We start from the raw sequence: 13,969 nt of genomic DNA, 5'->3' as shown, positions 1-13,969 counted from the left end.
CTTGCGCGATGTACGCGGGCTGTTGAGAGCCCATCCCGATACGGGACCGCAAGTCCCGCGCTGCCAGGGCGGCGCGCGCCGCTCCGGCGCTTGAGTCAGGTTTGGAGAACACCGCGCCCGCGGAATGGATCTTCGCTCACACCACGTCGGTGTCGGCATATCCGGGGCGATTCAGGCGTTGGACGCGTCTGGCGCCAACTGCTCGCGCCAGACGCGGGAACCGACACGATGAGCAGAAGCGAGAAAGGCAGAACGCGCTTCATTGCGCGTGGCGGCTACGGACAACAAATGCGGATGAGTGCCGTCATGTGCCGCATATGATTTTCGTGCCGGCGTAGCCGCAGCAGAGCTTGCCGTTGTCATTGACGAGATTTCTGCCGCCGAAGAAGTCGGAATGGCATTGATCGAACTTGCTCATGTCAAAGGTGGTTGCACGAGTTTTGCCGTTCGCTTCTCGGCAGTCTGCCTTCAGCGTGCAGCCATCGAGCACTACATTGCTGCAGGAATTCCAGAAGCTGAACGTTGTCGTATGCGGCGGCAACGAGCAGCCATCGACAGCCGTGGTGGATAGTGGCGGCATCCCGCCAGTCGCTTTTTCCTCGGCAATTGCAGGACCGACGAGCAGGCCCGCGACCATAACGGACAGCAGCAGGTTTTTCATGGAGGATCCTTCGTCTGAAGCCGCTGGAGCGGCGGGAACGTCCCGGTCGCAGCATTGCGATCGCGACGGCTTTCTTCCCCCTGAATTTCGGACACCCATTCATGCGGCGCGTGCTCGCTAGAACCGCTCAGCGCTGGGTAGCCGAGCGTCGCGCGGACTGGGCGGGCGGCCTGGGACACCCACCGTTCGAGCGCACGGAATCCGCGCTACGGCGAGTCTACGTCAATATTCTTCTTGCAGACATCTGCCGCTTTCGCCACTTTTTTGACGTTGTCCTCGTTGGCACCATAAGGGACAAATGCGCGCCTGGCAGCGCCAGCCGCCGAATGAACAATCCACTCGTTGCCGCCAATCAGCAGCCGGGTTTTGCAGCCTGAATCTACGGCGCACACACCGTCTCACCGAAAGCCGGCGCTTTTACACCCAGTTTTTGTGCGGCGCCACATGCCAATTTCCGGCGGCAGCGCGGGGAGCCGCGAGGCGCGCCGGTCCCGCGCCGGTCCGCTGGCACGCACACCGTTCGCCACCCTTTTCGCCGTTCCGGGGGCGACTTCATGCAAAGGGATTTGTCATGGAAAGTCGGTCTGCAGTGGGCGGTAAGGGAAAAGGCGCCAGTCCTGTGTGTGCACTGCGACGAAGCCTGGCTCGACCGCAGCGAATGGCGGTTGCTCGACCGCCTCGCGCTGGCCGACAAGCTGACCCTCGTGTTCACCCAGCCGTGGCAGAACCTCGTGCGCTCCACCGAGGCCGAACGCCGCGCCGAGCAGCTATGGATCGAACGTCTCGGCGACGACTACGTGCGCGCGCAGGTGATCCGCGAATGGCTACGCAGCGCCACGCAGGTGCGCGAGATTCTCGCCTAGGTCAACGAGGTACGCGACGATATCCCGCTATAGCGCTCGCAACACCTTGGTGAGGACCGCTTGCCGGCAACACAGCGGGAACTGCGACGACCGGGTCAACACCTGCCGCCACGATCCCAGCTGCATCGTGAGGACCTTTCCGCACCGGCTCAAACCGGCCCGGGCGGTCCCTTGAGCTCGATGGTGTTGCCTTCGATATCGCTCAGGTACAGCGACGGGCCTGCGCCCTCGGCACCGTAGCGCGAGCCGTAGTCCCCGGGCTCGACGCCGTGCGTCAGCAGATGCGCGCGAATGGCGGTGAGATCGAACGGGTCGACGCGCAGGCAGAAGTGGTCGAGGTTGCGGCCCTCGTCGCCGGGCGCGGCACCGCCAAGGCGTCCGAGCTTGCCCTCGACCGTGATGATGTCGATCAGCGACGCGCCGGCGCGCAGTTGCACGAGGCCAATCGCTTCCTGGCGCTTCTCCACACGGCAACCCAGCACCTCGCAGTAGAAGCGCACGAGCGCATCCTGGTCGCGGGCGCGCAGCACGAGATGATCGATTTCACGAATACGAAAAGGCGTCATGGGAGCCTTCGGACAGCGGTTGGATATTCGGCGACCGCGGCTGCGCGCTCGGCGAATCGGGAGGTATGCGGTTTCGTCGATGGTGCCGCGCACTATCTGCGCGATAGTGCGCGGCGTCACGTTGCAGTTACCTATGCCGACGAACGGGCGGCACCGGCGTGCATCCGTTGCGGTGGATCGCGCAGGATGCAGAACGCACCACGCGCGCGCCCCGCAACGTCATCAGGCAAACGGATCGCGCAGGATGATCGTGTCGTCGCGATCGGCACCGGTCGCGACCAGAGCGAGCGGACACTCGGCCAGTTCCTCGACCGCGCGCAGGTAGGCGCGCGCTGCAGGGGGCAGCTTGGAGAACTCGCGCACGCCCGAGGTCGGCTCTTGCCAACCCGGGAATTCGAGGTACACCGGCTTGCACTCGTCCCAGCCGGCGGCGTCGAGCGGCGCGAGCGTGCGCTGCTTGCCGCGATACTCGTAGGCGATGCATACCTTGATCGTGGGCAGGCCGTCGAGCACATCGAGCTTGGTGATGGCCAGGCCCGAGATGCCGTTGATCTGCACCGCGCGCTTGAGCGCGACGAGATCGATCCAGCCGCAGCGGCGCGGCCGCCCGGTGGTGGCTCCGAATTCGTTGCCACGCTTGCGCAGCAGTTCGCCCATGTCATCATTGAGTTCGGTGGGGAACGGACCGCCGCCGACACGCGTCGCGTAGGCCTTCGCAATGCCGAGCACATAGTCGATATCGCGGGCACCGACGCCGCAGCCCGCGTACGCGCCGCCGACCGTGGTGTTGGACGAGGTCACGTACGGATAGGTGCCGTGGTCGATGTCGAGCAGCGAACCCTGCGCGCCTTCGAACAGGATCTTCTTGCCGGCCTTGCGCAGGTCGTAAAGAATGGTCGAGACGTCATCGACCATCGGCTTGACGTAGTGGCCGAAGCTCAGAGCGTCGTCGAGCACTTTCTGGTAGTCGACGGTATCGGCCTTGAGCCAGTGCTCGAGCACGAAGTTGTGATAGTCGACCGCGTCGCGCAGCTTGTCGGCGAGCTGGTCCGGATAGAACAGGTCGGCGACGCGGATGCCACGGCGGGCCACCTTGTCCTCGTAGGCCGGGCCGATGCCGCGCCCCGTGGTGCCGATGGCCTTGGCGCCAGAGGCTTTCTCGCGCGCCTGATCGACGGCGATGTGGTACGGCATGATCAGCGGTGTCGCCGGCGAGATCTTGAGGCGCGAACGCACGTCGACGCCGTTGGCCTCGAGTTCGCCGATCTCGGTCTGCAGTGCCGCGGGCGACAGCACCACGCCGTTGCCGATCAGGCACAGCGCCTCTTCGCGCAGGATTCCCGACGGAATGAGGTGGAGCACGGTCTTCTTGCCTGCGATGACCAGGGTATGACCGGCGTTATGGCCGCCCTGGAAGCGCACGACCGCGCCAACGTCTTCGGTCAGCAGGTCGACGATCTTGCCCTTGCCTTCATCGCCCCACTGGGCTCCGAGGATGACGACTGATTTGCCCATGGCTGTACATTCCTCAAACTGGAAACATGAAGACGCCCGCGTTCGCGACGAACGCAGGCGCCGGAAATCCGCGGCGTCGATGGCCGCCGGGCGGTCCTTCCCTGGAGCGCTCGTGAAACTAGAACACGCGCCGCACCAGCTGCAGGGCGAGCAGGCCTACCGCGACCATGACCGCACCGGCGATGCGCAGATCGCGCTCGCTCAGGTTCTGCAGCAGGTCAGCCATGCGTTTCCACACGGCCGGCAACGCCAACAGAAACAAACCCTCGACGACCAGCACCAGGCACAGCGCCGCGTTGAGATCCTCCACTGATTACTTGCTGTCGCCGAAATAGCGGAACAGCTCGGACTTCGGGTCCAGCAGCAATACGCCATTGCCGTTACGGAACGACTCGCGGTAAGTCTCCAGACTGCGCGTGAACGCATAGAACTCCGCGTCCTTGCCGTAGGCCTGGGCGTAGATTTCCGCTGCCTTCGCGTCGCCTTCGCCGCGCACCGACTGAGCCGCCTTGTTCGCCTCGGCCAGCAGCACCTGGCGCTGGCGGTCGGCGTCAGCCTGGATCGTTTCGCCGGCTTCCTTGCCGCGCGCGCGCAGGTCGTTGGCAACCTGGGACCGCTCAGCGCGCATGCGATCGTAGACGGACCCAAGCACCGTGCCTTCTTCCGGAAAGTTGATGCCCTTGATGCGCACATCGACGATTTCGATGCCGAGCGAACTGCGCGTCGCCTGGTTGGCCTTGTCGCGCACGTGCGAAGTGATGTCGACGCGGCCGTCGGCGATCAGCTCATGCAGCGGTCGCGCGTTGAACTCGAAGCGCAGCGCGTCCTTGACGATCGGTGTCAGGCGCAGGGTCGCCTGGTCCTCGGCACCACCCGAGGCGCCGTAGAAGAGGGTGACGTCGTCGATCTTCCACTTGACGTAGAAGTCCACCAGCACGCTCTTTTTTTCCGAGGTGAGGTAGCGCTCCGGCTTGGTGTCCAGGCCGAGGATGCGCTTGTCGAAGCGCAAGACCTGCTGCACGAACGGCAGCTTCCACTGCAGGCCGGGGTCGTAGCCGGCACGAACGATGCGACCGAACTGCAGCAGCAGCGCGGTCTCGCCTTCGCGCACGATGAACGTCGAATTGACACCGAGCAGCAACAGCAGCGCGGCGATCAGGGCGGCAAAGGACTTCATTGCTGGGCTCCCGGCGTGGCACGGTTGGCATCGTCGGCGGATCGCAGCAACACGCCGGCACCCGGCGAGAAGCTGGTCGCGGCCGGCACGAGCCTCTCCATGGGCAGGTTGATCAGATTACGGCCGTTGGTCGAATCGAGCACCTTGACGTTGTCCTTGAGCACCTGCTGCATCGTTTCGAGATACAGGCGCTTGCGCGTGACGTCCGGCGCAGTCTTGTACTGCGCCACGAGCTGATTGAAGCGATCGGCATCGCCTTCGGCACGGGCGATGCGTTCCGCGCGATAGCCTTCGGCCTCGGCCTTGATGCGCGCGGCCTGGCCACGCGCCTCGGGCACGACCTTGTTCGCATAGGCCTGCGCCTCGTTCTCCGTCTGCTGCTTGTTCTCGCGCGCATTGGTCACATCGTCGAACGATTCCTTGACCTCATGCGGCGGCGCGACCGACTGGAAGTTCACCTCGGTCACGGCGATACCTGCGTCATAGGAGTCCAGCGTCGTCTGCAGCACCTTCTTGGTTTCGGCGACGAGCTCGGAGCCCTGCCCCGACAGGATCGTGTCCATCGCGCTGCCGCCGATGCCCTGGCGCACGGCGCTTTCGGCCGCGTGCTTGATGGTGGGATCTTCGACATCCTTGACGTGGAACAGGTACTTCTGCGCATCCGAGACCTGGTACTGCACGTTGAAGTCGATCTGGACGATGTTCTCGTCCTTCGTGAGCATGCGCACGCTGTCGGCGAGCAGTCGCACGTCCTTGATCTTGACCTTGGTCACGGTCTCGATGGGGCGCGGCCACTTGAGGTTGAAACCCGGGCTCATGACACGGGTCTTCTTGCCGAAGCGCTGCACGACGCCGACGTCGCGCGCATTGATCACGCTCCAGCTGTCCAGTGCAACCCAGGCCAGCAGGATCGCGACGACGGCGATCAGAACGCCGATGGAGCCAGTGTTGCCGCCACCGCCACCCCCACCGCCGCTGCCAGTGCCGCCGCCGAACAGGGATGCGAAACGCTCGCGCAGGCGGCGCAGCATGTCCTCTATATCCGGGCCTTTCTGGTTGCCCCGCCAGGGATCGCGTTTGCCCGGCTCATTCCATGCCATGAGTTGACCTCGTGATTGTCGTGCCGTCGCCGGCGCGCCGTTGGGTGTTAGCTGCAGCTTCGTGGGAAATACGGTTGTCCGGTCGGCAACCGCGGTGGACGCACGCAGGGCGTGGTCGGGACGGATTGCGGCAGGATTGTACCGGACGAAATCGACGATCGGACACGCCCGCGATCCGGCAGGACGTCCGGACCTGCCGACATGCGCCTCGGTTGTCGGAGCCGCCGTGCGTCAAAGGGATGTCCAGATGCCTGCGCAGCAGCCATCTGGCCGGTTTGTGGGGATAAGGTGCTGAGTGCAAAGCGCGACACCGCCCGTTCCTGTTCAGAACGTCCTGAAGAACCGAGGTCTAGATCGGGACAGCGCCGCCAGACTCAAGGGCCGAGCCCCTGGCAGACCGCGAAAGGCCAGGTTTACGGCGTCAGTCTTCGCTGTCGACCGGTGCCAGCAGTGCGCCGAGGGCCTTGCGCAAATAGCTGCCGTCCCCGTCGGACAGGCCGAACAGGTAGTGCAGCCGCTCGCGCGGCGCATCGAGTGCGAGTTCCCAGCCACCGCCGTCTGCAGCGCTCTCGCCGCCGACGACTCCGGCCTCGTAGAGGCGCGCGCGCAGGCGCCCTTGCGCCGGCGCGACGTGCAGGGCGACGCGGATGCGGTCGCGGCCGATCTGGTCGACGATCGCATCACGCAGCAAATCGATACCAATGTCCTGCGCCGCCGAAATCCACACGCGCGGCTGCTGTCCGCCATCGACGTCATCGCGACGCGGCTGCGCGCCGTCGATAGTGTCTATTTTGTTGAACACCTGCAGCTGCGGCACATCTTCCGCGCCGATCTCCGCGAGCACCGTGGCTACGTCAGCCATGCGCTGCTCGCGCTCCGGATCGGCCGCGTCGATGACGTGCAGCAGCAGGTCGGCGTCGCGCGTCTCGGACAGGGTGGACTGGAACGCCGCGACCAGGTCGTGCGGCAGATCGCGGATGAAACCGACCGTATCGGCCAGCACGAACGGCCCGCAGGGCAGCCCGTCGATACGGCGCAGGGTCGGGTCGAGGGTGGCGAACAGCTGGTCGGCGGCATAGACGCCGGCGCCGCTGAGACGATTGAACAGGGTCGACTTGCCGGCATTCGTATAACCGACGAGGGCCACCAGCGGTACCGCGTTGCGCACGCGGCTGCGCCGGGTCTGCTCGCGTTGCTGGGCAGCCTTGTCGAGGCGCTCCTGCAACAGCTGAATGCGCCCGCGCAGGTAGCGCCGGTCCAGTTCCAGCTTGGTTTCGCCGGGGCCGCGCAGGCCGATGGAGCCGCCGCGCTGGCTGTCCAGACCGCTCCAGCCACGCACCGCGCGCGTGGCCATGTGCTTGAGCTGGGCCAGCTCGACCTGCAGCTTGCCTTCGTGCGAGCGGGCGCGCAGCGCGAAGATATCGAGGATCAGTCCAGTGCGGCCGATCACGCGACATTCGCAATATTTTTCCAGATTGCGTTCCTGCACCGGGCTCAGCGCGTGATTGACCAGGATCAGATCGGCCTCGCTGGCGAGCTTGAGCTCACGCAATTCCTCGACCTTGCCAGTCCCCAGAAGAAAGCGCGCGTTGGGCTTGTCCACGCGCGCCAATACGCGGGCGACGACACTGGCGCCGGCGGACGCGGCCAGCTCCGCGAATTCCTGCAGGCGCGCGTCGACATCGCTGTCGCCTGATCGGCTGGTCTGGACGAGCACGGCGCGCTCGCCCTTGGCTGCCCGGTCAAACAGGGCCGTCAACCCTCGCCATGGTCGGCGTGATCGGTTTCGCCGGCTTCGCCGCCGTGGCCCTGGTGCGGTTCGCCGAGGCGAACGTTGCGGCTGGGCACCACGGTGGAGATCGCATGCTTGTAGACCATCTGGCTGACGGTATTGCGCAACAGCACGACGAACTGGTCGAACGATTCGACCGTGCCCTGCAGCTTGATGCCGTTGACGAGATAGATCGACACCGGCACACGTTCACGGCGCAACGCGTTCAGAAACGGATCCTGCAGCGACTGCCCTTTTGACATTGGTGTTCTCCTAGATCGAACCGGAAAAAAAGCAGCAGGGAATGCGCCCCGTAAACCCGGCGCCCCGGTCCAAGTGCCCGATCTTAACCCGTCTTGAATGCGCCGAGAACGTCGACTGCGTTATGAGAAGCACACGCCGTCGTCCGCGCCGAGAAACAGCTGAACGGCACTGCGGGCGCGTGCGTACAGATCCTCCCGCTCGGGGTCGAGCCAGCGCGCGTCGATTTCGGCGCGTAGCATGGTGATCTGGCGCTTGGCCAGCTGACGCGTCGCGAAGATGCCGCGGTCGCGCAATTCCACTCGGGAAAACCCGCCATCGAGGTATTGCCAGACCTGGCGGTAACCCACGGCGCGCAAGGCCGGCAGGTCCGCGTGCAGGTTGCCGCGCGCGCGCAGACCCTGCACCTCCTCGATCAGGCCGCCGGCAAGCATGGCGTCGAAGCGCTCGGCGATGCGGGCATGCAGCGGCGCGCGCTCGACCGGCACCAGCGCCAGCTTGAGCAGACGAAAGGGCGGTGGCTCGACCCTGCCCTGCTGCAGTTCGCTGAGCGCACGTCCGCTCAAGGCCATCACTTCCAGCGCGCGCAGCACCCGCTGGGTGTCGCTGGCGCGGATGCGGCTCGCGGCGAGTGGATCCTGCCGAGCCAGCCGTGCATGCAGGGCGAGCAGCCCGTCTCGCTCCAGTTCTGCCTGCAGCAGTTCGCGCTGGCTTGCGTCCGCCGCGGGCAGGTCGGAGAACCCGCGCATCAGCGCACGGAAGTACAGGCCGGTGCCGCCAACCAGCAGCGGTACGCGACCGGCCGCGGTGATCGACGCCATCTCGCGCAGCGCGTCGTGGCGGAACTCGCCGGCGGAATAGGGTTGGTCCGGTTCACGGATATCGATGAGGCGATGCGGATGACGCGCGAGCGTGGCCGCGTCCGGCTTGGCGCTGCCGATATCCAGGCCACGATAGACCAGGGCCGAATCGACGCTGACGAGATCGAAGGGAAAGCGCTCGGCCAGCGCGCACGCCAGCGCGGTCTTGCCCGAGGCGGTAGGCCCCATCAGGAGTACGGCAAGCGGGCGAGGATCACGGGTGGGCATCGCAGGATTGTAGCGGCGCTCACGTCACGGTGGTGTCGACACGCGACACGGGAAATCGGATATACGAGCCGTAAAACACAGAAACTTTGTATCAATAGATACAAAGCATGACGAGGCTTCTGCACGGACGGGACCGCGCCTGCCGCGCGCCTGTCGGTTCGCAACGGCGAGTCGCATCTCGCGCGCCAGCGGGACGGCATGGGCGTGCGAAGCCCCTAGCAGGTTGTTGAGCAAGGGGAGAAACCCCTTTCTCAATCGAACGGTGCAAGCGGAGCTTGCCCACGTTCTCCGAGAATCAATCGCTTACGCGATCGACTCTCGTGCGATCCATTCTGGATCGCGCTAGCAGGCTGTTTCTCAACAGCCTGCTAGAAGCATTTGCCCCGCAATGCAACCACGGCCGCCGTCCGATGCACTGCGGCAGCGCGGGGAAGCGCTGCCGCCGCGATGGCCGTGACGCGGGAAACGACTGGCGCGCGGCCCGGGTCGGGGTCACGCGGCGCTCAGCGCGCGACGCCCATTTCCCTGAGCAGATTCTGCGCGCCGTCGATCTTGTCCATCACCCAGAGCATGTAGCGCACGTCGACCTGGATGGAGCGCGTCAGCTTGGTGTCGAAGATCCAGTCGCCGCTGATGCTGTCCCAATTGCCGTCGAAGGCCAGGCCGACGAGACGCCCTTGCGCATCGAGCGCGGGCGAACCGGAGTTGCCGCCGGTGATGTCGAGGTCAGCGAGGAAGTTGACCGGCAGCGCGCCGCTCTTGCCCGAGGCGTAACTGCCGTAGTCACGCGCGACCAGCGCCTTGTATTCGTTTTCCGGCGTGTCGAACGGCGCTTTGCCCGTGGTTTTCGCGACGATGCCGTCACCGCTCGTGAACGGCGTGAACTCCGCGCCATCTTTCTTGAAACCCTGCACCTGGCCGAAGGTCACGCGCAGCGAGCTGTTGGCATCCGGGTAGACTGGCTGATTCAGCGACAGGTTGTACGCAATCATGGCCTGCATGTAGCGCGGACGCAGGCGCAGTTCGTCGCCGGTGCGCTGCTTGCGCGCCTGCTCGATCGCCAGCAGTTCCGGCATCAGCGCGACCATGAACTTCAGGCCCGCGTCGTCCGCCGCTTCGATCTCGCTGCGCGTGGCCTTGAACCACTTCAGGCGCTCCTCGACCCGGGTCAGCGTCGTGGCGGCGTAGAGCGCGTCGACCTGCCTGACCAGCGCTGCATCGTCGCCGGCCGCGGCGCCAAGCCACGTGTCCAGCGCGGCGATGCGCTGTTCGGCCGGCAGCTTCACGTAACCGCGCAGGAAATGCACGAACAGTTCGCGGTCGACGGCCGGATCCATGCGCCGTTCCCACTGCTTGAGGGTGCCCTCGATCTTGGCCTCGTCTCGGGTCTGGAAACCCTGCTCGCGCTGCAGGTCGGGCTTGGTGCGTTCGATCGCCGTGCGGTAGATCTGGTATGCGGAATTGTATAAGCCGGTGCGGTTGAGATAGCCCAGCACCAGGTCGCGGTCGCGCACCGCGCGCTGCTGCGCGAGCACGCCGCGCAGCTCGACGATGTTGCCGGCCAGCACGGCGGTCTCGCCGCCCTGGGCCTGCAGCCATTGCGTCAGCGCATCTTCCTTCGCGGCCTTGACCGCCACCGCGCGCGCCTTGGTCAACCCTTCCAGCTGGCCGCGGAAATTCTTCAAATAGTTGTTGTAGCCCGCGACGCCACTGGCGTACTTGACGGCCACGGCCGGATCCTGGGCGCCGGCGCGATTGATGATGCCGAGGATCTCTTCGTACCAGCGGATGTTGGTCGGGTACTGCCATTCGATCGCGTCGCGCGCCTCTTCGGCCAGGCGATAGCGGTTGGTACGGCCCGGATAGCCGGCGACCATGACGAAATCGCCCGCTTCGAGACCGGCCGCGTTGACCGGCAGGACGTGTTTGGGCTTGAACGGCACGTTGTCCTTCGCGTACGGCCTGGAGCTGCCGTCCTTGGCGACGTAGGCGCGCAGGAAGCTGAAATCGCCCGTGTGACGCGGCCACATCCAGTTGTCGACGTCGCCGCCGAACTTGCCGATCGCCGACGGTGGCGCGTAGACCAGGCGCACGTCCTTGATCTCGCGCTGACGCACCAGCTGGAAGCTGTAGCCGCCATGGAAATTGTATACATCACACTTGATGCCAGGTTTTTCGCATTTCGCGACAGCGGCCTTCTGCGCCTTGTCGATCGCGTTGTAGCGTTCCAGGCCGCCGACCTTCGGATCGATCCTGCCGACGATCTCGCGCGTGATATCGCGGATCTCGTCGGTCACGTAGACACGCTGATTCGGATCGCCCGGCAGTTCATCCGCCTGGCTGCGCGCGAGAAAGCCGTCCTTGATCAGGTTTTTTTCCGCGGTGGAGTTGTACTGGATGGCACCGTAGGCGCAATGGTGGTTGGTCACGACCAGTGCTTGGGCCGAGACGAACGACGCGGTGCAGCCGCCGATGCTGACCACGGCGCCCATGGTCGGACCGGTCAGATCGGTCAGGCGCGACGGGTCCAGTTCGAGGCCGCGCTGCTTGAGCTGGCCGGCGATCGCGGGCAACTGGGCCGGCTGCCACATGCCTTCGTCGGCGGTGGCGAGGGTGGCGAAGCAGGCGGCAACGGCAGTGGCGATGACTCGGCGCACGGGCAAGGCTCCCAGGAAGTGAGGTCGGCAAGAGAAAGGCGCGACGGCGGCAGAGACTTCCCGAGCCTGGCGGACGCCGAACGCAACGTTGCGTTATGCCGCAGCCCGCCGCCGCCGGCCAGCGCCGGAAGTCATGGCGACGCGCACACGGTCTGAGTGCCGGCTTGCGGCCCATCGGTGCCAAACTTCGCGCCATGAATGCAATCCAGGAACTCGCCGCGCGTCTGCGGCAGGCACGCCGGGTGCTGGTACTGACCGGTGCCGGCATCTCGGCCGAATCCGGCATCGCGACGTTTCGCGACGCGCAGGGCGGCCTGTGGGCGCGCTTCCGGCCCGAAGAACTGGCCACGCCGGAAGCATTTCGCCGCGACCCGGCACTGGTCTGGCGCTGGTATGCGTGGCGACGTGAGCAGGTCGCGCAGGCACAACCCAACGCCGCGCACTACGCCGTCGCGGAACTCGCGCGCCGCGTACCGACGGCGCTGGTCACGCAGAACGTCGACGATCTGCATCAGCGCGCGGGTTCGATCGACGCGATCTGCCTGCACGGATCCATCACGCGCACGCTGTGCTCGCTGACGCGCCGGGACATCGACGCCGACTGGCTGGCCGCGAATCCCGGAGAACCGCCGCGCTCGCCGCACCACGCCGACGGGCTGGCCCGGCCCGGCGTGGTCTGGTTCGGCGAAAACCTGCCGCCGGACGCCCTGGATCTCGCCAGTGAAGCGGCGCGGGCCTGCGACGTGGTTCTCGCCGTCGGCACCTCGGCCATGGTCTATCCTGCGGCGGGACTGCCGTCCATCGCGCAGCAGCACGGCGCGTGGTTTGCGGAAATCAATCCGCAGGCCACGCCGCTGACGCCGCAGGCCGATCTCGTGATCGCGGCACCGGCCGGGATCGCCCTGCCGGCCGCGCTCACCGCCTGGAAGGAGAGCTGACATGAAGCCTGCCCTGTTGTGGCTGTGCCTGATCGCCGGCACCATGCTGCTGTCGGCCTGCGCCGCGCGCCCCGTCGTGGTCGCCGGCGCTCCGGTAACGGCGGCGCTGCCGTCTGACGTCGCGGCCGAACCCGAACGCTATCGCGGTGCCGAGGTGATCTGGGGCGGCATGATCCTCGCCGTCGAAAACCGCGAGACCCAGACCGAAGTGACTGTACTGGCCTATCCGCTCGATACGGCACAGAGGCCGGTGCCGGCAGCCGGTACGCGCGGCCGCTTCATCATCGTGCTGCCGGGCTATGTGGAGCGGCACGACTATCCCGACGGCCTGTTCGTGACGCTGAACGGCCGCCTGGCCGGCACGCGCGCGGGCCAGGTCGGCGCACACGATTACGTATTCCCGCTGGTCGAGGCTGCGCATGTGCACCGCTGGCCGCCGGGCTTCCAGTTCGACCGTTCGCAATGGCATTTCGGCGTCGGCATCGGCGTCCGTATCCGCTGATTTCTCTGCAAAAAGGACCCGTCGTGAATCTGCTGCCGCTGCTCGTGCTCGCCTTCGCCATGTTGCCCGGTATGGCAACCGCCGAGGAACTCGCTGGACTGTTTCCGGCATTGACGCGCCTGAACCTCACCAACGAAGGCGTGACCGTGCTGTATCCGCGCGAGCGCAGCGAAACCGCGACGGCGCCGGCCTGGCTCAAGGAATACGAGGCCGCCGGCATCTACGCATCGGCACCGCTGACCCTGCGCCTGGGAACGCTGCCGGCGATGACCCTGATCTGCGATTCAGGGCCGAGCGCCGATCCGAGCTGCCGCCTCCTGCCCGATCCGGCCAAGGCCGAGCAGGACGTGTTCCAGGCCGCCGGCACGCAGTTCGCGTTCCTGCCAGAGGCGCGAATCGTCGTTGCTGGCCACAGCAACAATTTCTACGACCAGCGCAAGGTATACGTGTGGAAAGGCGGCCGCTTTGTCGAAGTGCCGCAGCCGCTGCGCCATGTCGGCATCGGCGGAACGCTAAAGCAGGCCGTCACGCTGCGCCGGGCACCCGGCGCCGGCGCGGCGGCTCTCGGCGTCACACTGGCGGCAGGCTCGCGCGTGACTGTGCTGCTCAACGACAACAGCCACGTCGACGAGGCAGGCCAGAACCCGGACTACCTGCTGCTGACCGCCGAGGGCATTGTGGGCTGGGCCCATCTGCCGGGCCAGCCCGACGGCAGCACGGCGATCGATGGGCTGTATTTCCGCGGCGACTGAGGCCTTGCAACGATACCCGCGAACGCAGCTCCGGGTTCACTCCCGATCGAGCGCTGCTTACGAGCAGGAAACCAGTGACGAGAAGCGGGAAATGAGCCAGCGGCCCAGGGCTCGCCCA

14 protein-coding genes are annotated in these 13,969 nt (G+C 65.9%); 4 read left to right on the top strand and 10 right to left on the bottom strand.

Annotated features, from left to right (window positions below; all coding sequences use genetic code 11):
* Positions 1-304 precede the first annotated feature (304 nt).
* Positions 305-661 carry a hypothetical protein gene (locus RUU78_RS14185; RefSeq protein ID WP_313917675.1) on the bottom strand — a complete coding sequence of 119 codons (357 nt, stop codon included), beginning with the start codon at positions 659-661 and terminating at the stop codon, positions 305-307.
* Between the two features lie 554 nt (positions 662-1,215).
* Between RUU78_RS14185 and RUU78_RS14180 the strand changes: the two genes are divergently transcribed.
* On the top strand, positions 1,216-1,524 hold the full coding sequence (locus RUU78_RS14180; protein ID WP_313917673.1) for a hypothetical protein: 309 nt from the start codon (positions 1,216-1,218) through the stop codon (positions 1,522-1,524).
* Between the two features lie 149 nt (positions 1,525-1,673).
* Here RUU78_RS14180 and RUU78_RS14175 read toward each other — a convergent pair whose 3' ends face one another.
* The 9 genes from RUU78_RS14175 to RUU78_RS14135 all read right to left on the bottom strand — a co-directional run bounded on the left by RUU78_RS14175 (position 1,674) and on the right by RUU78_RS14135 (position 11,659).
* Positions 1,674-2,090: a VOC family protein gene (locus RUU78_RS14175; RefSeq protein ID WP_313917671.1), complete on the bottom strand. Its 417-nt coding sequence runs from the start codon at positions 2,088-2,090 to the stop codon at positions 1,674-1,676.
* A 222-nt stretch (positions 2,091-2,312) separates the two neighbouring features.
* A complete protein-coding gene (locus RUU78_RS14170; protein ID WP_313917669.1) occupies positions 2,313-3,605 on the bottom strand; it encodes an adenylosuccinate synthase in 1,293 nt (430 codons plus the stop codon).
* 118 nt (positions 3,606-3,723) lie between these two features.
* Entirely contained in the window at positions 3,724-3,915 is a 192-nt protein-coding gene (locus RUU78_RS14165; protein WP_313917667.1) for a DUF2065 family protein, read from the bottom strand.
* A 3-nt stretch (positions 3,916-3,918) separates the two neighbouring features.
* Complete coding sequence (hflC, locus tag RUU78_RS14160; protein WP_313917665.1) at positions 3,919-4,782, bottom strand: protease modulator HflC; 864 nt, start codon at positions 4,780-4,782, stop codon at positions 3,919-3,921.
* A complete protein-coding gene (gene hflK / locus RUU78_RS14155; RefSeq protein ID WP_313917663.1) occupies positions 4,779-5,882 on the bottom strand; it encodes an FtsH protease activity modulator HflK in 1,104 nt (367 codons plus the stop codon). The genes hflC and hflK overlap by 4 nt, the downstream gene beginning before the upstream one ends.
* A gap of 421 nt (positions 5,883-6,303) precedes the next feature.
* Positions 6,304-7,632: a ribosome rescue GTPase HflX gene (gene hflX, locus RUU78_RS14150; RefSeq protein ID WP_313917701.1), complete on the bottom strand. Its 1,329-nt coding sequence runs from the start codon at positions 7,630-7,632 to the stop codon at positions 6,304-6,306.
* 5 nt (positions 7,633-7,637) lie between these two features.
* Entirely contained in the window at positions 7,638-7,916 is a 279-nt protein-coding gene (gene hfq, locus RUU78_RS14145) for an RNA chaperone Hfq (protein WP_313917661.1), read from the bottom strand.
* Positions 7,917-8,036: 120 nt separating this feature from the next.
* Positions 8,037-9,002, bottom strand: a complete 966-nt coding sequence (gene miaA, locus RUU78_RS14140) for a tRNA (adenosine(37)-N6)-dimethylallyltransferase MiaA (protein WP_313917659.1) — start codon at positions 9,000-9,002, stop codon at positions 8,037-8,039.
* Positions 9,003-9,505: 503 nt separating this feature from the next.
* The gene (locus tag RUU78_RS14135; protein ID WP_313917657.1) at positions 9,506-11,659 is read right to left on the bottom strand and encodes a S46 family peptidase; all 2,154 of its coding nucleotides are present in this window, start codon (positions 11,657-11,659) and stop codon (positions 9,506-9,508) included.
* Positions 11,660-11,853: 194 nt separating this feature from the next.
* Here RUU78_RS14135 and RUU78_RS14130 point away from each other — a divergent pair, with 194 nt between their 5' ends.
* From RUU78_RS14130 to RUU78_RS14120, 3 genes are read left to right on the top strand one after another with little or no spacing between them, the layout of a single operon-like run.
* Positions 11,854-12,597, top strand: a complete 744-nt coding sequence (locus tag RUU78_RS14130) for an NAD-dependent deacylase (protein WP_313917655.1) — start codon at positions 11,854-11,856, stop codon at positions 12,595-12,597.
* A gap of 1 nt (position 12,598) precedes the next feature.
* Entirely contained in the window at positions 12,599-13,099 is a 501-nt protein-coding gene (locus tag RUU78_RS14125; RefSeq protein WP_313917654.1) for a Slp family lipoprotein, read from the top strand.
* Between the two features lie 23 nt (positions 13,100-13,122).
* Complete coding sequence (locus RUU78_RS14120) at positions 13,123-13,851, top strand: hypothetical protein (RefSeq protein ID WP_313917652.1); 729 nt, start codon at positions 13,123-13,125, stop codon at positions 13,849-13,851.
* Positions 13,852-13,969: the final 118 nt, after the last annotated feature.

The organism is Tahibacter sp. (genome assembly GCF_032229445.1).
GTDB lineage: Bacteria > Pseudomonadota > Gammaproteobacteria > Xanthomonadales > Rhodanobacteraceae > Tahibacter.
This window is presented reverse-complemented; position numbering and strand designations above follow the sequence as displayed.

Bases quoted from the DNA above. Each gene is read 5' to 3' on its own strand.
- RUU78_RS14170 (WP_313917669.1), bottom strand. From the start codon at position 3,605: ATGGGCAAATCAGTCGTCATCCTCGGAGCCCAGTGGGGCGATGAAGGC.
- hflC (WP_313917665.1), bottom strand. From the start codon at position 4,782: ATGAAGTCCTTTGCCGCCCTGATCGCCGCGCTGCTGTTGCTGCTCGGT.
- miaA (WP_313917659.1), bottom strand. From the start codon at position 9,002: ATGCCCACCCGTGATCCTCGCCCGCTTGCCGTACTCCTGATGGGGCCT.
- hfq (WP_313917661.1), bottom strand. From the start codon at position 7,916: ATGTCAAAAGGGCAGTCGCTGCAGGATCCGTTTCTGAACGCGTTGCGC.
- RUU78_RS14185 (WP_313917675.1), bottom strand. From the start codon at position 661: ATGAAAAACCTGCTGCTGTCCGTTATGGTCGCGGGCCTGCTCGTCGGT.
- RUU78_RS14175 (WP_313917671.1), bottom strand. From the start codon at position 2,090: ATGACGCCTTTTCGTATTCGTGAAATCGATCATCTCGTGCTGCGCGCC.
- RUU78_RS14180 (WP_313917673.1), top strand. From the start codon at position 1,216: ATGCAAAGGGATTTGTCATGGAAAGTCGGTCTGCAGTGGGCGGTAAGG.
- hflK (WP_313917663.1), bottom strand. From the start codon at position 5,882: ATGGCATGGAATGAGCCGGGCAAACGCGATCCCTGGCGGGGCAACCAG.
- RUU78_RS14125 (WP_313917654.1), top strand. From the start codon at position 12,599: ATGAAGCCTGCCCTGTTGTGGCTGTGCCTGATCGCCGGCACCATGCTG.
- RUU78_RS14130 (WP_313917655.1), top strand. From the start codon at position 11,854: ATGAATGCAATCCAGGAACTCGCCGCGCGTCTGCGGCAGGCACGCCGG.